Origin of the sequence: Moorella naiadis (nom. illeg.) (assembly GCF_051020825.1) — a bacterium.
Taxonomy (GTDB): Bacteria; Bacillota; DSM-521; order Neomoorellales; family Neomoorellaceae; genus Neomoorella; species Neomoorella naiadis.
In genome coordinates, this window is sequence record NZ_JAXGFQ010000017.1 from 1 (window position 1) to 21,667 (window position 21,667).

A 21,667-nucleotide genomic window follows, 5' to 3' on the forward strand; every position below is an offset into this window, starting at 1 on the left:
TGCAGCCGGGGGATATTATCGGTTATGAAGAAAACGGTGAGGTAAGCCATATCTCCGTAGTTGCCGGCCGGGATGCCTCCGGGTATATCCTGGTTGACAGTCATACTGCCGATCGATATCACGTTCCCTGGGACATGGGCTGGGAGGACCGGACCATCTACTGGCTTCTCCAGGTAGTTTATTAGTCATGGTTTAACCTTGGTGGTGGTTGCTGGCTGCGCCTGGGTGCCGGTTGTACCTGCCGGTGCTGCAGGCGATAGCGTTCCCTCCTTGACGGGGGACGCTGTACCGGAAGGTTTTGTTACGGCCCCGCCCTGGCTGCTGCCTGTAAAGGTACCCCCGGTATCTAGGCCCGTACCGGGTTGGGGCAGGACTGACGCCTGCCCTGATGAACCCGGAATTTTCCCCGGTGACTCGCCCGCAGTCTGATCCGTGGTGCCTGGTTGCTGCCCGGCCAGCTGCCCCTTAGCTGCCGGTGGCTGGTTCTGCCCTCCCCCTGCCGGGGCCTGCTCTTCTGTTGCCGGCCCCCTTTCCCCACTGCGGGAATTAAGATTGATGACGCCCACCAAGACAGGCTCCTGCCTTTCCTTCTGCTCCTTGCCTTGGTCTTGTCCTTGTTTCTGGACAGCCGGCCGGTAGAACCTGGGTGTTCTGGCCGGAGCTTTTCGCAACTGGCTTGCTCCTTCTTTAATCTCCGGGGCAGGCTGCCGGGGTGGAGCTACCGGCGCCGCCGGGGGCAGGGTCAGCATCGGCGCCGCCTGTACGTCTCGCCTGGCAGGTTGTTCCGGACCGGTAAGGGCCTGGCTATGCCCCTGCTCCCGGCTGGCGGCAGGAGTATTGAAGAATCCGGGGCGGAGGGAGTTAGCCCGGGCCGTAAAGGCCATGACCATTATGAGGACTACTGCAGCACTGAGGGAAACCCAACCCCGGCCAGGACGCCGGTACCAAGGCCGTCGTTCCTCCTCCAGGCGTGAGCGCAGGCGTTCGACAAAACCGGCCGGCAGTTCCAGTTCCTCTTCCGACCAGGTGTGGATAATCTCTATTGTCTGGCGTATGGCCTTCAGTTCTTCCCGGCAGGACGGGCAGAAGCGCAGGTGGCCCTCCAGGGTCCGGCGTACGTTCTCGCTCAAGACACCATCAAGATATGGTGATAGTAATTCCCTACACTGGCAGCAGTTCAATATCCCTCACCCCCTTTACCCTTTATCTATATAGACGCTGGTATCCCTTAAAGGTTCCCTCTCCACGATTAGCTGCCGGCGGAGAATCATGCGGGCCCGGCTCAGGCGGGACTTAACCGTCCCAATAGAACAATCCAGGCAACTGGCTATCTCTTCGTAGCTGAAGCCCTGGATGTCCCGCATGATCACCACCATCCGTTGTTCGGGCGTCAGGGCCTGGATTAAGCTATGTAAACGAGCCTCCCCTTCCCTGGCTACAGCAATTTCCTCCGGTGAAACAGCATCCCCGGCGGAGATCTCCCGGGACTGGCCGTCTAACTCCAGGAGGGCATCTAAAGAAAGGGTAGGCCGTCGCTTAAGGCGGCGCAACTCATCCCGGCAGACATTGGTAATGATGTGCTGTAACCAGGTTTTAAAGGAGCACTGGCCGCGAAAATCCTTGAGGCTTTTGAAGGCACGTACTAGAGCCTCCTGGGCGGCGTCACCGGCATCCTCGGGGTTGCCCAGAAAACGGTAAGCAATGGTATAAAGCATCCCCTGATAACGTTCCACCAGCAGGGTGAAGGCCTCAGGGTCACCGTTTCTACTGCGGGCCAGTAACTCCTCACCGGCAGGCATAGCTTACCCGCTCCTTTCCAGTATTTTTCCTATTCGACACCCCCTGACCTTTATCCTTTAGGCCCTTGCAAGAATATAAAGCCTGTGTTAAAATTAAAACATGATACGCCGAAGTGGTGGAACTGGCAGACGCGCTGGACTCAAAATCCAGTGGTAGCAATACCGTGCGGGTTCGACCCCCGCCTTCGGCACCATTAATACCAGGGCTTTCAGGCCCTGGTATTTATTTATAGATGGATTAACGCTGGCTTTTAACCTTTTTCTAAAGCAAGAAATAAGCGCAGGTAAAAACAAACAAAACCCCTGCCCTTTTCAGGAACTACCCTGAAAGGAGGGGCCTTTATTTTTAAGGGAAAGAGATTCACCGGTTAACCTGCCCTGCCTCGTAGTAGCGCAAAATATGATACTCATTATCGCGCTGGGCGGGCCGGAAACCGGCCGCCCGGATGCAGCGAAGGATCTCCTCCCGATTGGCACGGAAGGAAGCCCCGGCCGCCCGGACTACATTTTCCTCCAGCATGGTGGAACCGAAATCGTTGGCGCCAAAGAAAAGGGCCGCCTGAGCAACCCTAGTTCCCTGGGTTACCCAGGAGACCTGGATATTGGGGATGTTATCCAGGTAAAGCCGGGAAAGGGCTAGGAGTTTCAGGTATTCGGTGGCGCTAACTTCCACACCGCCCAGGTCGGTATTGCCTGGCTGGAAACTCCAGGGAATGAAGGCTGTGAAGCCTCCCGTTTCATCCTGGAGTTGCCGGATAGCCTCCAGGTGGGCGATCCGCTCAGCCATAGTTTCTCCCAACCCGAAAACCATGGTGGCGGTTGATTTCATCCCCAGGGCATGGGTGGCGCGCATCACCTCCAGCCAGCGGGCCGCACTGGTCTTTTTGGGGCTAACCCGGCCGCGAACCCTGTCGACCAAGATCTCCGCCCCACCGCCCGGCAGGGAATCGAGTCCCGCTTTCTTCAGCCGCCGCAAAACCTCTGCCACCGGCAGCCCTTCCTTCCGGGCCAGGTCATCGATTTCTACCGGTGATAGGGAATGAAGAGTGACCGGATAGCGAGATTTAATCCAGGAAAAAAGTTCCTCGAACCAGGAAAGGTTGAGTTCCGGATGCAGGCCCCCCTGCATCAGGATCTGGGTCCCTCCTGCAGCCAGGGTCGCCTCGATTTTACGGCCGATTTCCTCCCGGCTAAGGAGATAGCCTTCCGGATCCCCGGGCAGGCGATAAAAGGCGCAGAAGCGGCAGGCATTGACGCAGATATTGGTATAATTGATATTCCGGTCCACGACAAAGGTGACCGTCCCGCCGGGGTGCAGCTTCTGGCGGACCAGGTTGGCCAGGTAACCCAGTTCCAGCAAGCCGGCCTCCTGATATAGGCCCGCGGCTTCATGGGTACTCAAACGCTCACCGTCAAGCACTTTGCAGGCGATAGTTTCTTTCATTTTCTCCCCCCCAGATCTCCAGGGCCACCGGATGGGCGAGGAACCCTTCCCCATGGGACAGGCGGTAAAAGGTTAAAAGCCCCTCCAGGTGCGGCCAATCCAGGTCATAGTTTAAAAGGGCGAAATAATCCTCGATAAATTCCGGCTCCACTCCAAGGTGGTGGGCTCCTGCCGCTGCCAGGGTGCCCGGATGGCCTTTTCCCCAGGCCCTGGCCTCCTGTAAGGCCCGCCAGATTGCGGCCAGCTTTTCCGGGTGAGCAACCGCAAAGTCCTTCCTAGCCACCCAGAGGGCAAAGACCATGGGCTTGCCAGTTAATTGGCGCCACCCCTCCCCCAGGTCGTGAACAAAGGGATAACGGCCTTCCCGGACAACCTGCAGGGCTTCATCTCCGATGGTAAGCAGGGCTTCCGGTTGGCCCCAGTCGGGGGGGCTGCCGGCCGGGCGGGTAAAGAAGTCCGGCGCAACATGATAAAACCGTTGCAGGAGGATACGCAGCAAAACCACGCTGGTGGCCGAATAGGGGGTGAGGGAAAGGGGCCGGCCCCCGAGTTCCTTCACCGGAACCCGGCTTAAAAGGAATACGCTGCCAACCTTGCCGCGGCAGGAGATAGATAATCCCGGCAGGACCAGGGCGTCTTCCGCAAACTGCCCGTAAGCCAGGGAAGAGACAGCCGTGACCTCCAGTTCCCCCTGCCGGAAGGCCTTATTTAAAACCGCGGGGTGGTCGGCAACTATTTTGGCCGGTACTTTTACCCGCCCTGTCTCCAGGGGGTAAAACAGGGGCAGGCAGTTCAGATAACCCACCCGGCCCAGCCGTGGCCAGTCCATAGCTATCCTCCTTTCAGGCATAGCGGCGGATTTCCTGGTATAAAGTATCCCGTTCCACCGGGATCCGCCCGGCCGCCCGGATACTTTGTAAAAAGCTTTCGGCAGGCTGGTACTGGGGCGTTAGAGCCCCGGCATCATGAAAGATATGTTCTTCCCGGACGGTACCGTCCAGGTCATTTACCCCGAAATGCAGGGCCACCTGAGCTAACTTCGGGCCAATCATGATCCAGAAGGCTTTGATATGACGGAAGTTGTCCAGCAGCAGGCGGCTGACGGCCAGCATCTTCAAGTCATCCACCCCGGTGGTTCCCGGCAGGTTGCTGAAGGCCGTGTTGGCCGGGTGAAAGGCCAGGGGGATAAAGGCCAGGAAGCCCCCTGTCCGGTCCTGGAGTTCCCGGAGGGCCAGAAGGTGATCCACCCGATCGGCCGCCGTCTCCAAGTGGCCGTAGAGCATGGTAGCATTGGTGGGTATGCCCAGCCGGTGGGCCGTCTCGTGGATCTGGAGCCATCGCTGTCCCTCGATCTTTTTGGCACAGAGGCGCCGGCGTACAACCGGAGCAAAAACTTCGGCCCCACCCCCGGGAAGGGAGTCCAGGCCCGCCTGCCGTAGTTCCTGGAGGATGTCAGCTACGGGGCGACCGGCCCGGGAGGCTATAAAGTCAATCTCCACAGCGTCAAAGGCCTGGATGCAGGCCCCGGGTGCTGCCCGGCGCACGGTCCGGATCAGTTCCAGGTAATAATCATAGGGCAATTCCGGGTTCAGGCCGCCGACAATATGGATCTCGGTAATCCCCGCGGCAGCCGCCGCCCTGGCCTTCGTCTCAATTTCGGCCAGAGTGAGGGTATAAGCCCCCGGAGTACCCGCCTGTCTCCCAAAGGCACATAAATCACAGCGATTTTGACAGATATTAGTGTAATTAATATGGGCATTATTAATAAAATAAACGACATCACCGCAGACCCGTTGCCGGGCCACGTCGGCCAGGTACCCGATGGCCAGGAGGTCCTGGCTCTCCCAGAGACGCATCCCGTCCTCCCGGGTCAGCCTTTCCCCGGCATATACCCTGGCAGCTACGTTCGCCAGTTCCCCCCGGGAGAGTTCCCTGCGTATATGTTCTGCAATGGTGGTGGGCAAGGCCTCGCAAACTCCTTTCATAAAGGGTACTTACCGATATTTTCCGGGCGTAAAAGGGTCGGCTTGCGCAGGTCAAAGCAACTACAGTCACTGTCCAGGGACACCCGTCCCAGGGCCTTCAGGATGATGCCGCCAAAGACCGGGGCGGCCTCAAAAAAGAGCTCCTTTAACTCCTTGTGCTCCCAGGGTTTCACCACCCCCTCACCGTAATTTACGACCAAATAGATACCGGCGTAACAGGCCCCCATTTCCCTCGCCAGGTAGACCTCGGGGCAGAGGGTCTGGCCCACAACGTCCGCCCCCCACTGGCGAAAGAGGTTTACCTCGGCTGCGCTCTCAAAGTGGCGCCCATCCGTCACCAGGTAAACGCCGCGGTCAAAGACCCGCCCGGGGGGAGATTCTCTAGCCGTTTCTACCAGGGTCCTGTGCAGGGAAGGGCAAATAGGCTGGCGCATGACCGATAGGTAGCCCTCCTGGAGCCCCACATCCCGGCGCAGGGAAAAATCAATGTAATCGGTCACCACTACAATGTCCCGAAGATCCAGGAGGTGATTTACGCTCCCCACCCCGCCTTCAGCGATAATCTTTCGCACTTTAGCCTGCATAAAGGCGTGGAACAGGCGCTGGGAACTCTCGCCCCAGGAGACGCCGGAAATCCTCCCATGCATCTTGGCCGCCAGCACGCGCCGTGGCGGGTCACCAGTGGTAAAAAGAATTAGAGGTGCACTGGGGCCCCAGGGGGTGGTAAAAACTACCTCCCTGGCCAGCACATCCGTCCCAGGATCCTTTAAGGTATCAGGAAAGTTCAGGCTAAAGGTGCCCGAGCCGCCGATAAAGCCGATGTCTGCCTGTATCTTTCCTTTAATCATTCTCTATGACTCCCTCCACGGGATAGCCCAAACCGCGCAGGTTATAGGCTACCAACTCTTTGCCAGCCGCCGTCAGGTCGGCCGGGGTACCCTCCTTGAGCCAGCTGATGACTACCTGGTAAAAGGTACCTACAAAGGCGAGGGCCGCGACATGGGCATCCTGGGGCGGTAGTTCCCCTCTCGCGATCCCCTCCAGTACGTCTTCCTCCACTAGCCTGGTCAGACGGCGCAGCAAGTCGTAGAGTTGTTCCGCAACTGCCTGGTGCCCCGCCGGCGATTGGACCAGCATTACCCGGGCCAGGTCATGGTTTTCCTGTAAGACCGCCAGGGCCGCCTCCATAGCGACCTGAAGTTTTTGGCGTCCGCTGGTGGCGTTTTTACGGGCCCGGGCAATACGGTCCAGGACCATTTCATAGGCTTCGTTGACCAGGGCAGCAAAGAGGGCTTCTTTATTACGCAGGTATAAATAAATCGTACCGATGCCCACCCCTGCCCGGCGGGCGATATCTTTAATTGAGGTACCGTAGAAACCGTTCCGGGCGAATTCTTCCCGGGCCGCCTGCATAATAACCTGCAGGCGTGCTTCCAGCCTTTGATCCACCTTTTTCGTCCGCCGGTAAACCAAAATCCTTCCCCCAATTTTCATGTAATGAACGGTAATTCAATTCTTCAATTGTGATTTTAAAACTTCCCGGGGACAAAGTCAATCTCTTCCGGTAATCCAGCCGAGGTAAAGTTACGCCCGGTTGCTAACAGCCAAACGCCTGCCTAGGGCTGACCCTGGTAAAGTTTTTTCCTGCCCGGTCCCCATCCCTTAGTGTTTTTCGCCCCAAAACCAGTAAAAATGGCTTTGCTAGCCCCTTGGCCATGGTGTTAAGCTTGTAAAGGGCGTCGTTATTTACCAGTTATGGAGGATTAATTAAGTGGCTATCAAAGAAGCAGTCTTGAAATCAGTCTCCGCTAAAGGTGCCGCCAGAACTGCCCGTCGCCTGGGTTATGTAGCGATCACTCTGGCTGCCCTCCTTTACGGGGGTAACGTCATCGCCGGCCGGGTGGTGGCGCCCCTGGTACCGCCCCTGGCCATGGCCGCGGCCCGGGGATTATTGGGCCTGCCGGTGCTGCTGTTATTCGCCCTGAAGGCCGGGACCAGCCCCCAGCCGGCGGACCTGCCCTATTTAGCCTTGATGGGCTTTCTAGGAATCAGTGTGGCCTACGGCTCTTTTGCCTGGTCCATGCAGAACAGCCCGGCGGTTAATGCCGCCATTATCTTCGCCACCTTTCCCGCCGTCACCCTGGTCCTGCTGGCCATCGGCTGGCACGTGAAACCCAATCGTTACCAGGTAGCGGGCATCATAAGCGCCTTTACCGGCCTGGCCCTGGTCACCACCCAGGGTTCCCTGGCGCGCCTCCTGACCCTGCGCTTTCAGCCGGTGGATCTGATCCTTTTAATCAATGTTACAGCTGCTTCCCTGTATAACATCCTGGGGCAGAAAATGGTGGAGCGTTACTCGCCCGTTGTTACCAGCGCCTATTCCCTGCTTTTCGGCACCCTCTTCCTCCTCCCGGCCGGCTTCTGGGAGATCGCCCACCAAGGCTGGTACCTGCCCCCCATAGGCTGGCTCCTCCTCCTCTACATGGGCTGCATTATCGCCGGGCTGGCGGTTTTACTTAATTTTGAGGCCCTCGAACGCATCGGCTGTGGCGCAGTGGCTATGTTTAACAACCTGAACCCCATTGCGGCCATTGTCCTGGCCGCCCTGCTCCTGGGGGAAAAACTGAGCTGGTACCACTGGGCCGGGATTATCCTCGTCCTAGGAGGTGTCTGCCTCTCCTTGAGAGAGCCCCGCGGGTAACACCAAGCAGCAAAGGGGCAGTAAGAGTAGGGGCTTCCCCACAGGGGGAAGCCCCTACTCTTACTGTTTTAATTTCTGCGCAGGCGATTGATCTCCTGCAGCAGGTTCGCCACTCCAGGCAGCCGGCGGAATTCCTCCAGGCTGTAACGGGCTCGGCGCCGCCAGTTGGGGTACTCGGTCACGGTACCGGGGATATTCTGGGGTTCCGTCTCCAGCCACAAGTCCTCCAGGTTTACCAGTAGCAAGCGTGCCGGGCTGGCACCTAGGTAAGCCAGGGAGGCCCTGAGGAGGCTGGCCGCAGCCGTTGTGGGTAGTTCCAGGCAGCCCTGATTATAGAGGAAGATAGGTAATGCCGCCCGTTGCCGCCCGCGTTTTTCCCGCCAGAAGACCGCAAAGGGCGGCATATCGTGAGTGTTCAAGCTGGCCAGGCTCCTAGTGGCAACCGGTGGCAGGGCCCGGTCCGGTTGACCGGTATACTCGGATGATAGGACATACATACGGTAGATGTTATGCCGGTCCATGGCCCGGCGGACATAAGCCGGGACGGTACCCAGGTCTTCCCCCACCAGGAGGACCCGGTGGCGCCAGGATTCCAGGCTGAGGATAGCATAGAGTTCCCGGGCGTGGTAGCGCACGTAGATCCCCTCCCTGGCCGTCAGGCCGCAAGGGATCCAGTAAAGGTGATGCAGCCCCATGACGTGATCCAGGCGCAGGATGCCGGCATAATGCAAATGCTGGCGCAGGCAGGCGCGGTAGTAACGGTAGCCGTCCTGGCGGATCCCCTCCGGGTGCAGGGGCGGGAAGCCCCAGTCCTGTCCCTGGCGAAAAAAGGTGTCGGGAGGAGCGCCGCTACTGGCCCCGGTGGCAAAGGCCTGGCGGTAACGCCAGGTGTCATACCCCTCGCCGTGGACTCCCAGGGGGAAGTCCAGGTATAAACCCTGTCCGCTGCGACGGGCTACTGTCGCTACTTCCTGCAGTTGCCGCTGGGTCTGCCACTGGACGTACAGGTGGTACTGCACGGCTGCCGGGTCGTAATCACCCTCAGTGAGGTGCCCCTCCCGCATCCGGGCGGGCCAGGTCGGCCAGGTGGTGTGCTGTTTCTCCATAGTGGCCCGGAAACGGGCGTAATCCAGGGCTTCCGGGTGACCAGCCAGCCAGCGCCGCAGCCCTTCCTGTTCCCCGGGCGGTCGGCTAAAAAAGCCCCGGGCGCATATCTCCAGAAGGCGGCGTTTCAACGCCATACCCCGGCGGTAATTCACCAGGGGGGCGGCCTGCAAAGAGGCTATCTCCTGCCGGACCGCCGCCGCGTTATAAAGCTCCTGGACCTCCGGGCAGCGCCGGGTTTCTGCCAGGCGGGAGATATCGAGGTAAAACTCGTTCCAAAAGAGGCGGCTGACGGGCTGATAGGGGCTGGGGGCTAAGGGCTCGTCCAGGAAAGCCGCCAGGAGGGGCAGGGTGCCGGTAAAGCCGGCGCCCAGGCTGCCGGCCCAGCGCACCAGGGCCTTCAGATCGCCAAAATCCCCAGCCCCCGGGCTATGGCGGGTATAAAGTGCATAGAGGGGGAGAAAGGACCCCCAGAGGCGTTCCCCCTTCCCGCTCCGGCCAGGGCTGCCTACCCGGCCCTTGTCATCCCCTTGAGGGACCCCAGTACCCCTCCCGGTCATCTCCCAGGCCCGCCGGGGGGCAACAATGACCAGGACCTCCCGGGTACGGCCTGCCAGGTGCAAGTGGAGATTATGGTAACCCCAGGGCAGGCCTGCGGGCAGGCTAAGTTGCCGGGCCGTAAAGGTCACCCCTTCGACTACAGCTATACGAGTTAGGCGCAGGCGATCCGCATCCAGGACCCAGCGCCACAGCCGGCCGTCCTCCAGTTGCAACCGGCACTCCAGGGGGGCCGCAGCCTGCCCAGCCTGTCCGGCCAGCAGGCGCAGCTCTACCACGCCCGGCCGGCCGGACCAGGCGACCACCACCGGTTCGCAAAGACTCTGCCAATACTGCTGCTGCCGCTCCCGCAGGGCACCGGGAACGGCGGTCAGGCCGGCGACAGGGACCCCCAGAGCCTGTAACGCCGCCAGTAACGACTCCGCGCTGGCGGCCCGGAGTCTTCCTTCTACGTCGCGGTAGGCAGTTTCGACACCGCACCACCGGCAGAGCCGGTGCAAAAGGCGCAATTCTCGATCTGGCAAGGTTGTCAATCTCCAATTGCCGGCATTATTGCCGGCCCGGTAATCTATGCTTATAACCCCCTGGCCATGGCGGCCACAATATCGGCCCGGGTGATAATCCCCACCAGGCGGCCCTTGTTATAGACCGGCACCCGTTTAATCCCCTTTTCATGCAGGACGGCAGCCACCATCTCCACCGGGTCGTCGACATCGACGCTGATGACTTCCCTGGTCATAATGTCGCGCACCCGGTGGCCGTTGGTTAAACAAAGGAGATCTCCTTCGCTGACGATACCCACGACCCGATCCTCGCCGTCGCAAACCGGCACCCCACTGATCCCGTTTTCAGACAGCAACCTGGTTAACTCATAGATCCTGGCGTCAGGGGCAATGGTAATTACTTCCGTCGTCATAATATCCCTGGCCCGCATGCGGTTTGCCTCCTTTCCCTACCCCCACAGGATCAGGCCGCTCTGGTAGGGGTAAGCCTGGTCTTCGTGGCGGGGTAAAACTAGCAGGTTGTAACCCTGGCGCCCCCCCTGGCGGCAGGGTATCGTCCCGCTATACAGATACCTTCCTCCACCCCTGTCCTGGTAGTCAACCAGTTCCACCTTCTCCCCGGCCGTAATCTCGCCGCCGGGACCTACCGGACCGTAATAGAGTTCCACCGCCACCTCCTCCGGTTGCAGGGTGCCCAGGTAGATCCGGGCCTGCACCTTTAAACTACCACCCGCCACCACTTCGTCCTGCCGGTCATCTGTTACTTCCTCGATCTTTAGAACCGGCCAGGCCCCTTTTACCCGGCTCCGCCAGGCGGCCAGTTTCCTGGCCCGTTCCTGGTTGCCGGCCTGCAGGCGCCGGTAGAGACCGGCCACCGGTAGGTAAAACTGCTGGCTGTACTCGGCAACCATGCGCTGGGTATTAAAGGTTGGGGCATAGGTCTTAATGGAGCGCTTCATCATCTCCACCCAGGCCGCCGGTAAATTGCTGCCGTCGCGCTCGTAGAAGAGGGGGATAATCTCCTTCTCCAGCAAGTTATAAAGGGCTTCCCCTTCTACAGCGTCCTGGTAGCCGGCATCGGCGTAAACCTCACCGGAGCCAATGGCCCAACCGGTAGCCGGCGTCCAGGCTTCAGCCCACCAGCCATCCAGGGTGCTGGCCTGGAGGGCACCGTTAACAACTGCCTTCATGCCGCTGGTGCTGCTGGCCTCCAGAGGCCGGCGGGGATTGCCCAGCCAGGCATCTACCCCCTGGACCAGGTACCGGGCCACCTCCAGGTCGTAATCCTCCAGAAAAACCAGGCGGCCGCGGAAGGCCGCGTCTCCCGTGAGGGTCGTTATCTGCTGGATGAGCTGCTTCCCCTCTTCATCCCGGGGATGGGCCTTGCCAGCATAAATAATCTGCACCGGCCGCTGCTTGTCCCCCAGAAGGCGGGCCAGGCGCTCCGGGTTGCTGAGGAGGAGGGCCGGCCGCTTATAGGCGGCGAAGCGCCGGGCAAAGCCAATGGTCAGTGCCCCGGGGTCGAAACATTCTTCCAAAGCGGCTATCTCCCTGAGACCGGCACCCCAGCCCCGCAGCTGCTGCGCCAAACGCCGCCGGGCAAAGGCTAGGAGCTCCCGCCGCTGCTCTTCATGGGCCTGCCAGAGTTCCCGGGCGGGTATTTCTTCTATCCTGGCCCAGGCGTCCGGGGAGGCTGGATCGTCCCGCCAGCCTGATCCTAGATAATAGTCGTAAAGGGCGGCCATCCTGGGCCCTACCCAGGACGTGGTGTGGACGCCGTTGGTAATGGCGTCGATAGGTACAGCCTCTACCGGCAGTCCCGGCCAGACGGACTGCCACATCTGCCGGGCCGTCTGGCCGTGGAGCTGGCTGACGCCGTTGGCCCGGGCCGATAGACGCAGGGCCAGGACGGCCATGTTAAAGGGCTCCTGCTGGTTATTAGGGTCCTTCCGTCCCAGAGCCAGAAATTCCTGGCGGGAAAGACCCAGGGCTTGATAATACTCGGTAAAGTATTTATCTATCAGATAAGGGGGAAAGATGTCAATGCCGGCCGCCACAGGAGTGTGGGTGGTAAAAATATTGCTGCTGGCCGCCAGTTCCCGGGCCGTTCCCGAATCAATGCCGTATTGTTCCTGAAGCTGGTGCATTCGCTCCAACACTAGAAAGGCTGAGTGCCCCTCATTTAGATGGTAGATACTGGCGTCAATGCCCAGGGCCTTTAAGGCGCGTACACCGCCAATACCCAATATTATCTCCTGCTGGATACGCTTCTCCAGGTCACCGCCGTACAGACGGTCGGTAATCAACCGGTCCTCCTCCAGGTTACCGGGGCAGTCGGTATCCAGAAGATAGAGGTTGAGGTTGCCGACCCGGGCCCGCCATACCCGGGCCTCTACCTGGCGGTCCGGATCTGGAAAGTTTACCCTTACAGTCAGGGGTTCCCCCCCGGGCCGCCGTTCGGCGACCAGGGGCAGCTGGTAAAAGTCGTTATACGGGTAAATCTCCTGCTGGTGTCCCTGACGATCAAGGCGCTGGTGAAAATAACCCTGGCGATAGAGCAGGCCCACGCCAACCATGGGCAGGCCTAAGTCGCTGGCCGACTTCAGGTGGTCGCCGGCCAGGAATCCCAGACCCCCGGCATAGATGGGCAGAGCCTCACTGAGGCCGAATTCGGCAGAAAAATAAGCAATAAACAGGTCGCCGTCCAAGCCGTGATCCCGGGCCCAGCTGGCCTTTGGAGTTATGGCTTCCTGGTGTTGCTGCCATACCCGTTCCAACCGGGCGATATAGCCGGGATCCCCGGCTATTTCCTGGATTCTGTTCGGTGGTAAGGACATTAGTAAAAGAACAGGGTTATGATCTGTTTTTTCCCATACGCCCGGGTCCAGATCGCGAAAGAGAGCCGCCGTTTCCAGGTAGCGGGGCCAGTAGAGGTTATAGGCCAGTTCTAAAAAAGGCTTTAGTTTTGCCGGTAAAGATGGCTTAACGATAAAGGTATGAGGTAAGGGCATCCTTGTCTCTCCTATCTACCTTAGAAAATAAATATCTAACCTGCTGTCATGGAATGGCCCCGCCGGACATCCCGGTAGAGGGCCAGGGTCCGGCGGGCCACAGCCTCCCAAGTATAATCCTGGTAAACCCTTGTCTGGCCGTTGCGGCCCAATTCAGCGGCCAGGTCGGGATTCTGGAATATAGTCACCAGGCAGCGCTCCAGGTCGACCGCATCCCCGGGGTTAAAAGTCAAACCGGTGCGTTTATCTTCAACCACTTCGGCCAGGCCACCCGTCTGGGAGACAATCACCGGTACCCCGGCGGCCATGGCCTCCAGGGCGACAATACCGAAGGGCTCATAAAGGCTGGGAAAGACGGCCACCCGGGCGCGGGCCAGCAGCCGGTTACGTGCTTCCTCAGAGACAAAGCCGGTAAACTCCACCCGCTCAGCCAGGCCCAGGTTACCGGCCAGGTTATGTAACTCGCCGGCGTAGGGACCATCCCCAGCAATAATTAACCTAGCTGCCGGGTAAAGGTGCTGGAGCCGGGCCAGGGCGGCCAGCAGGACCTGGACCCCTTTCTCCACCACCAGGCGGCCAACAAAGAGGATGGTCTGGCCCTCCTGGTACGTAGCCACGGGGGGTATGGCCCGGACACCATTGGGTATGACGTTTATTGCCGCTTCGGGCTGGAACAGGCGGCGAATCTCCTCTTCCATATAACGGCTGCAACAGATTAAACTGTCGGCTCCAGCCACCAGCCCTGCCTCAATATGGTTGATGGCCTGCTGGATGCGGTTATGGAGACCGTCGTTGCGACCGGCTTCAGTGGCGTGGATGGTAGCCACCAGCGGGGTGCCAGTCGCCTGCTGGAGTTCCCTGGCCCCGTAAGCCACCAGCCAGTCGTGGGCGTGGAGCAGCCACTCTCTTCCCGGTTTCGCGGCCAGCACCTCCCGGCCGGCATCGGCCAGGGCCAGATTAAACTGCAGTACCCAGGAAAGAAAGTCGACCTCCTGCTCCGGCTGCTGGTAGGTAGGCACGTAATGCAGGTAAACGCCTTCCTGGATGGTAGACGACCTCTCCCCGCTCGGGGAGCGGGTGAGGACGTGGACCTCCACCCCCTGGCGGGCCAAGGCCTGGCTGAGATCCCGGACATGAATGCCCAGGCCGCCCACATGGTGGGGCGGGAATTCCCAGCTGAGCATGAGAATTACCGGCTCTCTTTTATTATAAACTACCGGCTGCCCGGCTACTCCAGGCGCCTGCCGGTAGAGGCGAAAGTCCAGGTGGGGGAAAATATTGTCACTGTTCTCCAGACCAGCCAGAAAGTCTCTGTCCAGGCGGTTCTGTTCAAAATCACGGCAGATTCTAAAAAAGTTTTCCAGATGCTCGAGAAGCCGCTGCCGGGCATACTCCGTCGTCGTCCCGGCAGTCAGGATAAAAGGCCAGTCGCTGCTCTGGGCCAGGAGCAGCTCCCGGGCAGCCTGATTTAGGGCCCGCTCCTGCAGGGGATTGGGCCGGGGATTAGCGGTAGCCAGTTGAATCAGGGCCTTTTCGGCCCGGTGGAGATGGGGATACACCCAGTCATTGGCCGGGTTCAGCCAAACGCGGTTATAACCCCCTTCACCCCAGCTGGAAGGCCCCATGGTCACCTCCTGGCGGGGCGGGTACTGTTCCAGGTAAATCCCGGGGGTAGTGAGGTTGACCCTGCCGGCCGCCTGGCGCAGGACATCCGCCAGCCAGTCTGGTCCCTCAAACCACCAGTGGCCGAAGAGTTCGGCATCATAGGGGGCAACGACAATAGGCGGAACCGGAATTTTCCCCGACCAGTGGCTCAGCTGGCGCTCCCGATTGGCGATAAAATCCCAGGCGTGTTCCCGGGCCCGTTCTCTAGCGAATAGGTAGTCGTATGGCTCCTTGGCCTCGGTTTTACCGGTAATACGGTAGTATTTAAAACCGGTATCCCCCCGGACACCACCGGCCAAGTATGACTCCAGATAATCGTAATCTAGGTCGTAACCGATATCCCGGTAGAATTCCCGGTAAGCCGGATCCCCGGGGTAGCCCTCCGTCCGGCTCCAGACCTGATGGGAGGTCTCCCAGTCCCGGCCGAAAGCCGCCACGCCTCCCACTTCGACCGGGGCGTAAACCGCTGTAGATACCGACGGGATGGCGCCCAGCATGCCGTGGCTGGCGACGATAAAATACTTAACTCCCTCGGCCTGTAGTATTTTCTCTACTCCGGGGGTATAACCGCACTCCGGCAGCCACATGCCTGCCGGGAGAAAACCCATGGTAGCGCTGAAGAAATCCAAAGCAACGCGCACCTGGGCCCGCCGGGCCGTATTGGTTAGCATCAAGGGCAGGTAACCGTGGGTGGCGGCAGTAGTGATTAATTCCAAGTGTCCCTGCTCTCGCAGCCTCTTTAGGGGCACCAGCAGATTGCCCTGGTAGGTCTCTTTATAGGCCCGGGCGATGGCCGCCAAACGTCGGTGATAAAACTCCGCCAGGGGGGCGAAGGCAGGGTTAGGCCGGGTGCGCTCGATTTCCCGGTCCGCTAGCTCCCGGAGATTATCCAGATAACGGCCGTAGCGCTCCTGGAGAGCAGGTTCGATTAACATGCTGATCAGAGGGGGGGACAGGGAGAGGGTGAGGCGAAAATCTATTCCTTCGGCGGCCAGCTGTTCCCAGTTTAAGATGAGGGGCAGGTAGGATCCCGTCAGGGCTTCAAAGAGCCATTTCTCCTCCAGGCTGGTATAGGGCTCCAGGTTATGAACAAAGGGCAGGTGGGCGTGAAGGAGCAGAGCGAGGTAGCCACGAATATTTCCTGGGCTGGTGACCATACGGCAACATAACCTCCAAAATTTTTCCTTCCCCGGCTCCTGGATGATGGTATTCTAGGACCAATTAAAATTGCTGCTGGGTGAGTGGTTCTCCAGGGAGATTGTCCAGTTGAGCATCAAACCCGGTGATGGCGGGGATTCGCCGGCTAGTTCCGCTGGTTTAACCGGCTGAAGCTGAATATCCTTTGTCCGGGAAAAAACGACAAACTCCCCTGCCGGGCTTCGGGCGCCTAGCTCCAAGTGATAAACAGCACCTTCATCCAGGTTAGAAAAATAAGAGCCGCCCGGTCCGGGTTCTGCTAGAACCACTTCCCGATCCGGCAGAGATACGTCACGGCGGTAGAGGCGCAGGGCCAATTTCATATCCGGCCGCACCTGCTGGAAAAAATCAACTAACGTCTGCATCCGCGGAGGGGTAAAATCCCAGTAAGCATAAAAGGTATGGAGATCCTGGGGAAGGCAGACGAGAATATTTTGATGGTAGCCCGATGATAGATCCAGCACCGGCTTCCCCCCTTAATGTATTCTTAATATTTTTAACTAGAGGTTAACAGTAATTATAACTATTAATTTTATTCTAGTATACTGGCGGTAATTGTCAAGTGCCCCTTAACCATAAATGGCCTTGCTTTTAGCTAAATTCTGGTTCATAATAAAACCTGCGGCTCTAACCTGCCTTTTCTTTGGTTTTTAGACTTTAATATCTCAAACATCTCACTCCAACGCGACCACCGGCCGGTCTACGTTGATCTTATGAAACACCCCGCCCCGGCAGAACTGCGGCGCCTGAAACCATTACAATTTATTAAGCATTTATTAAGCCGGAATGCTTATACTAATAATAAAGTCCCCAAACTTGAACCGCCCAGAACCCCATGGTGGAGGGCGTCACCAACGAACGGGAGCAATGGGATGCGGGCCCTCTTTAATCTGAAACTGGCGCAGCCAGTTTCTATGGGCATCTCACACCCCACCTCCCGCTTTATATATCTCATTGCGAAGGAGGGTCTCTATCTTTGCTTTACCACCGCCCCAGCCCCCGTTTCTGCCAACCCCTGGCGCCGGGCCGGCTCCTCCTGCGTTTAAAGACCCGCCGTGGGGAAGGGCAGCACTGCCAGGTTATCTATGAAGACGGGGGCCTGCAAACGGCCCCCATGTATATCTCTGCCTGGACACCCCATTACCTCTATTACCAGGCCGAGATCCACCTCTCCCATCCCTGGCGCTGCTCCTATTTCTTCCTGCAGCAGGACCAGGAGGGCCAGGTTCACTATATCTTTGCCGGGGGCAGCGACCAGCAGGGCAGCCCCTTTACTTACAACTGGGATCCAGCGGCTATCTTTACCATCCCTGAATGGCTCTATGATGCCGTGTTTTATCAGATCTTCCCCGACCGTTTTTATAACGGCAACCCGGCCAACGACCCGCCGGGAACCCGGCCCTGGGGGGAAGCTCCTACCAGGGAGAGCTTCTCCGGCGGCGATCTGGAGGGCATCCAGGCCAAGATCCCCTATCTCCGGTATCTCGGCGTTAATGCCCTGTGGCTCAACCCTATTTTTGCCGCCTCCTCTAACCACCGTTACAACACCAGGGACTACCTGACCATCGACCCGGCCCTGGGGGATACGGATACTTTGCGCCGCCTGGTGGCCGCCCTCCACGGCGCCGGGCTGCATATTATCCTGGATGGCGTCTTCAACCACACTGGGACCGACTTCTTTGCCTTTAAGGATGTAGTCGCCCGGGGGGCGGCCTCCCCCTATAAGGACTGGTATTACTTCCATGACTTCCCGGTGCGAAGCGAGCCCCGGGCCAACTATGCCTGCTGGTGGGATATCCCCGATCTACCCAAACTCAACGCCGGCAACCCCGAGGTCCGCAATTACCTCCTGCACGTGGCGACTTACTGGCTGTGGGATGCCGGCACCGACGGCTGGCGCCTGGACGTGCCCAATGAGATCGCGCCCCCCTTCTGGCGGGAGTTTCGCCAGCAGGTAAAAGGCACTAACCCCCAGGCCTACATCGTCGGTGAGATCTGGCGCGACGCCCGTTTCTGGCTGGGGGGCCGCTACTTCGACGGGGTGATGAACTACCTCTTCCGTGACCTGATCCTGGCCTTCTTTGCCCAGCGGCGTTTCCCTATCTCCACCCTGGATCTCCTCTTGGGCCTGGTGCGCCTGCGTTACCCGGAGGCAGCCAACTTCGCTCTCCTAAACCTCCTGGGCAGCCATGACACGGCACGGATTATTACCGCCTTCCAGGAAGGCCTGGGCGGCCTACCCGGCCATTCCGGCAGTTACGCCGAGGCCGTGGCCCACCTGCGACCGGCCTTAATCCTGCAATTCACCTATCCCGGCGCTCCCCTCATCTACTACGGCGACGAGGTCGGCCTCACCGGCGGCCCGGACCCCGATTGCCGCCGGACCATGCCCTGGGAGCCCCAGGAGTGGAACCGGGAGCTCCTGGATTTCTATCGGCGCTTGATTGGCCTGCGGCGCCAGCTGCGGCCCCTGCGGTGGGGCTTCTTCCAGCCCCTCTTTACCGACGACCAGGCCGAGGTCTATGCCTATGCCCGGCGCCTGGAGGGGGAGCGGGTAATCATTATTATCAATGCCAGCGACCTGCCCCAGACGGTTACCCTGGCGGCAGCCGGCGCGGATCTGGCTAATGGCAGCACCTGGCATGATGGCCTCAACAACCGCCTCCTGGAGGTGCAGGGTGGCCAGATCAGCTTACCCCTGGATGCTAACTCCGGGGCCATCCTCTACCAGGATTAGGCTCACAATAAAGGTTTAGGATAAATATTTTTTCAGGGGTAGTTCCCGCAATGAAGCCTTTGTGTTAAACTTATTCTGGATTAGGAGCGAGCCCCACAGATAACATAATTGTCAATGGAAATATCTGGGAAAGCGAGGCTATATTCGGCCTCCACGCCAGGTAAAAATGCCGCTGCCGGTAAAAAGGCATAAAATCCAGGCCGGCATTATGGGGAGTTATTTCTGAGTAGCCCTTCATGGGGTTAACGCCCCCACCAGACACATACCACTTTGGGGAGGCACCATTGTGAAAAGAAAAGCTGCTCTCGTTATTGCTCTATGCCTGCTCTTATCCCTGCCCTTTGCCTTCGCCCAAATAGCTTCCCGCTTCAGCCGCAGCCCGGCTACTTCCCCTATCGCTGCCAGCGCTAACATCAAACCGACCGCAACTGCCCAACCAGCCGTTGCTACTACCCCTGCAGCCGGAACGGCCCAGCAGGCCAGCAGGCCTGTTAACGAGATTTACTACCGGGATAAAGTCGTCGTCCTAATTTATCACCATATCGATGCCCAGGAAGCACCCGGCCTGATAATCTCCCCGGAACGCTTCGCCAGCGAGCTGGATATGCTCCTCGCCCGAGGTTACCATGTTATCAGCTTGGATCAGCTGCGGGATTTCTTAAACGGCGGTACCGTACCTACTAACGCTGTCCTGATTACCTTCGACGACGGTTACGAAAGTGTCCACCAGTATGCCTTGCCGGAGTTACAAAAAAGACAGATGCCGGCCGTCGCCTTTGCCATTGTGAAATATGTGGGGCAAAAGATGGGCAATCTCCAGCATTACAGCTGGGATGGGGCCCGCGAAATGACCGCCGCCGGTATCACCACCCAGTCCCACACCTATGACCTGCATAACTTCGCTCCCCTGGCCAGCGGTAAAAACGGCCCCCTCCTAGACGGGCCCCTCAAGGGACAGAGCGCCAGTGATTACCGTAACATGGTTTACCAGGACTTGAAGCGCTCCCGGGATGAGATCGAAAGCCAGCTGCACCAGCCGGTCTACGCCCTAGCTTTACCCTTCGGCGCTGGCGGCCATATAGCCATCCAGGCCGCCGTCGATGCCGGCTTTAGGCTCATCTTTACCACCCACTATGGTGTCGTTACCCGCGGGAGCAATTCTCTGGCTCTGCCCCGCGTCAATGCTGGCGGCCCGAATATAACCCCGGCCAAGCTGGACGCCCTTATTAAAGCCACTGCCGGGGTAACCACCACCCCCCATGTGCAGCCCATAAAGCCAGCTGCTCCCCACGGTGGAGTAGTGGCGTCTGGTAAAAAGGTAAAGCGGATCTAGATTAGATAAAGGAAACCTGTACGGTGTGCCCCCCCCCCCCCCCCAAAAAAAACGGGCTTGCGGCGACCCCTGATCTGCTCCCAACAGATTAGGGGCCAATTTATTTTCGCGTGGCATTCCCCAGCATCAGAGCAGGGGGAAAGTTAATTGGCCGGGCATCCTGGTTTTTTCTCTTGCGCCGGAGCCCGGATACCGGTATAATATTGAGAAACAGGGTGTTAAAAGGCCCTGAACGATGGAACAGGTAGGCCATGTAGGCCTGCTGGCCCGCCAGGAAGCGGGTTAGTAGCCCCATGGCCTTTTTCATTGGCCACGGGGGACAAAAGTATCTCCCGTACCCATCAGGAAAGTCTCAATATAGAGGAGGTGTATATTTTAAGGCAATATATGCCTATGGCTTGCGTATAATGGGTACGGGCAATAAGTCAAGGAGGTATGAGCAAGTGCATATTCCCGACGGTTACTTAAGTCCCCAGACTTGCGCCGTCCTGGGGGCGGCCATGGTGCCGGTATGGGGGACGGCCGCCCGCAAGGTCAAGGCTACCTTGAAGGCCAGGCAGGCGCCCCTCCTGGCCATCGGCGCCGCCTTTTCCTTCACTATTATGATGTATAACATCCCCATCCCCGACGGGACAACGGCCCATGCCACCGGCGGCGCCCTGCTGGCCATCCTCCTGGGCCCTTGGGCGGCAAGTATCGGCATCTCCATCGCTCTGGCCATCCAAGCCCTCTTCTTCGGCGACGGCGGCATCCTGGCCTTCGGCGCCAATGCTTTTAATATGGCCTTTATCCTCCCCTTTACTAGTTACTACCTCTACCGGCTCCTGACCGGAAGGACGAGCCTGACGTCCGGCTGGCGGGCCGTGGCGGCGGCCGTGGCCGGGTATGCAGGTATCAACCTAGCCGCCCTGGCGGCGGCGGTGGAGTTCGGCCTCCAACCCCTCCTTTTCCACACGGCCAGCGGCGTACCCCTCTATAGTCCTTACCCCCTGAACATGGCCGTACCAGCCATGGCCTTGGCCCACCTCCTGGTGGCCGGCCCGGCCGAGGCGCTAGTCACCGGCCTGGTGGTCCGTTACCTGCAGCGGGTTAATTCCGGCCTGCTCCAGCTCTACCCGGCAGCCGGGGCGGCGTTAACCTCCGCTAGCGATACGGACGGGACGATAGTAACCGCCAGAACCAAGACGGCCGGCCCGGCGCTAGCGCCAGGTACGTTAGCGAATAGTCAGGAGATTATATCCCCGGCGGCAAACAGCAGTTTTGGCCTGAAGAAACTCGCCCTGGGGCTGGTAATCCTCGTCCTACTGTCGCCCCTAGGTCTCCTGGCCGCCGGCACTGCCTGGGGTGAGTGGTCGCCAGAAGACCTGCAGCAAATCCTCGGTTTCGTGCCCCCGGGTCTGGCCCGCCTGGCCACCACCTGGACCCATATCCTGTTCCCGGACTATACTGTCCCGGGTCTAGAAGGAAGTTTCTTCTCCCAAGCCCTGGGGTATATCCTGGCGGCCGCAGCCGGCCTGGCTATAATCTTCCTTATCTTCCTGGCCCTGAACCGGTTGCTGTTCCGGCCGGGCAAGGCTGATCCTGGTTATCATGGTAAATAAAGGAATCGCATAGGGACTCTGGCGACACG

The 21,667-nt window shown here is 59.2% G+C and carries 17 protein-coding genes and 1 tRNA gene; 6 read left to right on the forward strand and 12 right to left on the reverse strand.

What is annotated here, in order from left to right; translation table 11 throughout:
- A partial coding sequence (locus SDD30_RS11405; protein WP_434075045.1) for an amidase domain-containing protein occupies positions 1–185 on the forward strand: 185 nt, incomplete at its 5' end.
- Here the strand turns inward: SDD30_RS11405 and SDD30_RS11410 are convergent.
- Both SDD30_RS11410 and SDD30_RS11415 read right to left on the reverse strand, forming a co-directional pair.
- The gene (locus SDD30_RS11410; protein ID WP_434075046.1) at positions 186–1,181 is read right to left on the reverse strand and encodes an anti-sigma factor family protein; all 996 of its coding nucleotides are present in this window, start codon (positions 1,179–1,181) and stop codon (positions 186–188) included.
- A 15-nt stretch (positions 1,182–1,196) separates the two neighbouring features.
- Positions 1,197–1,799: an RNA polymerase sigma factor gene (locus SDD30_RS11415; RefSeq protein ID WP_434075047.1), complete on the reverse strand. Its 603-nt coding sequence runs from the start codon at positions 1,797–1,799 to the stop codon at positions 1,197–1,199.
- Between the two features lie 107 nt (positions 1,800–1,906).
- Between SDD30_RS11415 and SDD30_RS11420 the strand changes: the two genes are divergently transcribed.
- A tRNA-Leu gene (locus SDD30_RS11420) sits at positions 1,907–1,993 on the forward strand.
- Positions 1,994–2,160: 167 nt separating this feature from the next.
- Here the strand turns inward: SDD30_RS11420 and mqnC are convergent.
- Genes mqnC through SDD30_RS11445 form a run of 5 tightly spaced genes read right to left on the reverse strand, consistent with a single transcriptional unit; the run spans position 2,161 to position 6,701 of the window.
- Positions 2,161–3,243: a cyclic dehypoxanthinyl futalosine synthase gene (gene mqnC / locus SDD30_RS11425; protein WP_434075048.1), complete on the reverse strand. Its 1,083-nt coding sequence runs from the start codon at positions 3,241–3,243 to the stop codon at positions 2,161–2,163.
- Positions 3,212–4,072, reverse strand: coding sequence for a menaquinone biosynthetic enzyme MqnA/MqnD family protein (locus SDD30_RS11430; RefSeq protein ID WP_434075049.1), 861 nt, complete (start codon positions 4,070–4,072; stop codon positions 3,212–3,214). Before SDD30_RS11430 ends, mqnC begins: the two co-directional genes overlap by 32 nt.
- 13 nt (positions 4,073–4,085) lie before the next feature.
- The gene (gene mqnE / locus SDD30_RS11435) at positions 4,086–5,207 is read right to left on the reverse strand and encodes an aminofutalosine synthase MqnE (protein WP_434075050.1); all 1,122 of its coding nucleotides are present in this window, start codon (positions 5,205–5,207) and stop codon (positions 4,086–4,088) included.
- A gap of 17 nt (positions 5,208–5,224) precedes the next feature.
- Positions 5,225–6,076 (reverse strand): MTAP family purine nucleoside phosphorylase, encoded by an 852-nt coding sequence (locus SDD30_RS11440; RefSeq protein ID WP_434075051.1) that lies wholly within the window; start codon positions 6,074–6,076, stop codon positions 5,225–5,227.
- Complete coding sequence (locus SDD30_RS11445; RefSeq protein ID WP_434075052.1) at positions 6,069–6,701, reverse strand: TetR/AcrR family transcriptional regulator; 633 nt, start codon at positions 6,699–6,701, stop codon at positions 6,069–6,071. The genes SDD30_RS11440 and SDD30_RS11445 overlap by 8 nt, the downstream gene beginning before the upstream one ends.
- Before the next feature lie 298 nt (positions 6,702–6,999).
- On the opposite strand from SDD30_RS11445, the gene SDD30_RS11450 reads away from it, so the two are divergent.
- Positions 7,000–7,929, forward strand: a complete 930-nt coding sequence (locus SDD30_RS11450; RefSeq protein WP_434075053.1) for a DMT family transporter — start codon at positions 7,000–7,002, stop codon at positions 7,927–7,929.
- 68 nt (positions 7,930–7,997) lie between these two features.
- Here SDD30_RS11450 and malQ read toward each other — a convergent pair whose 3' ends face one another.
- Genes malQ through SDD30_RS11475 form a run of 5 tightly spaced genes read right to left on the reverse strand, consistent with a single transcriptional unit; the run spans position 7,998 to position 16,431 of the window.
- Entirely contained in the window at positions 7,998–10,115 is a 2,118-nt protein-coding gene (gene malQ / locus SDD30_RS11455; protein WP_434075054.1) for a 4-alpha-glucanotransferase, read from the reverse strand.
- A 50-nt stretch (positions 10,116–10,165) separates the two neighbouring features.
- Complete coding sequence (locus SDD30_RS11460; protein WP_434075055.1) at positions 10,166–10,525, reverse strand: CBS domain-containing protein; 360 nt, start codon at positions 10,523–10,525, stop codon at positions 10,166–10,168.
- Between the two features lie 18 nt (positions 10,526–10,543).
- A complete protein-coding gene (gene glgP / locus SDD30_RS11465) occupies positions 10,544–13,105 on the reverse strand; it encodes an alpha-glucan family phosphorylase (protein WP_434075056.1) in 2,562 nt (853 codons plus the stop codon).
- 35 nt (positions 13,106–13,140) lie between these two features.
- Positions 13,141–15,927: a 1,4-alpha-glucan branching protein domain-containing protein gene (locus SDD30_RS11470; protein WP_434075057.1), complete on the reverse strand. Its 2,787-nt coding sequence runs from the start codon at positions 15,925–15,927 to the stop codon at positions 13,141–13,143.
- A 54-nt stretch (positions 15,928–15,981) separates the two neighbouring features.
- Positions 15,982–16,431, reverse strand: coding sequence for a DUF4912 domain-containing protein (locus SDD30_RS11475; RefSeq protein WP_434075058.1), 450 nt, complete (start codon positions 16,429–16,431; stop codon positions 15,982–15,984).
- A 512-nt stretch (positions 16,432–16,943) separates the two neighbouring features.
- Here SDD30_RS11475 and SDD30_RS11480 point away from each other — a divergent pair.
- From SDD30_RS11480 to cbiM, 3 genes are all read left to right on the forward strand, one after another.
- On the forward strand, positions 16,944–18,704 hold the full coding sequence (locus SDD30_RS11480; protein ID WP_434075059.1) for an alpha amylase N-terminal ig-like domain-containing protein: 1,761 nt from the start codon (positions 16,944–16,946) through the stop codon (positions 18,702–18,704).
- A 286-nt stretch (positions 18,705–18,990) separates the two neighbouring features.
- Positions 18,991–20,037, forward strand: a complete 1,047-nt coding sequence (locus tag SDD30_RS11485) for a polysaccharide deacetylase family protein (RefSeq protein WP_434075060.1) — start codon at positions 18,991–18,993, stop codon at positions 20,035–20,037.
- A gap of 443 nt (positions 20,038–20,480) precedes the next feature.
- On the forward strand, positions 20,481–21,638 hold the full coding sequence (cbiM, locus tag SDD30_RS11490) for a cobalt transporter CbiM (protein WP_434075061.1): 1,158 nt from the start codon (positions 20,481–20,483) through the stop codon (positions 21,636–21,638).
- Positions 21,639–21,667 lie beyond the last annotated feature (29 nt).

Bases quoted from the DNA above. Each gene is read 5' to 3' on its own strand.
- SDD30_RS11415 (WP_434075047.1), bottom strand. From the start codon at position 1,799: ATGCCTGCCGGTGAGGAGTTACTGGCCCGCAGTAGAAACGGTGACCCT.
- mqnC (WP_434075048.1), bottom strand. From the start codon at position 3,243: ATGAAAGAAACTATCGCCTGCAAAGTGCTTGACGGTGAGCGTTTGAGT.
- SDD30_RS11430 (WP_434075049.1), bottom strand. From the start codon at position 4,072: ATGGACTGGCCACGGCTGGGCCGGGTGGGTTATCTGAACTGCCTGCCC.
- SDD30_RS11440 (WP_434075051.1), bottom strand. From the start codon at position 6,076: ATGATTAAAGGAAAGATACAGGCAGACATCGGCTTTATCGGCGGCTCG.
- SDD30_RS11460 (WP_434075055.1), bottom strand. From the start codon at position 10,525: ATGCGGGCCAGGGATATTATGACGACGGAAGTAATTACCATTGCCCCT.
- glgP (WP_434075056.1), bottom strand. From the start codon at position 13,105: ATGCCCTTACCTCATACCTTTATCGTTAAGCCATCTTTACCGGCAAAA.
- SDD30_RS11470 (WP_434075057.1), bottom strand. From the start codon at position 15,927: ATGGTCACCAGCCCAGGAAATATTCGTGGCTACCTCGCTCTGCTCCTT.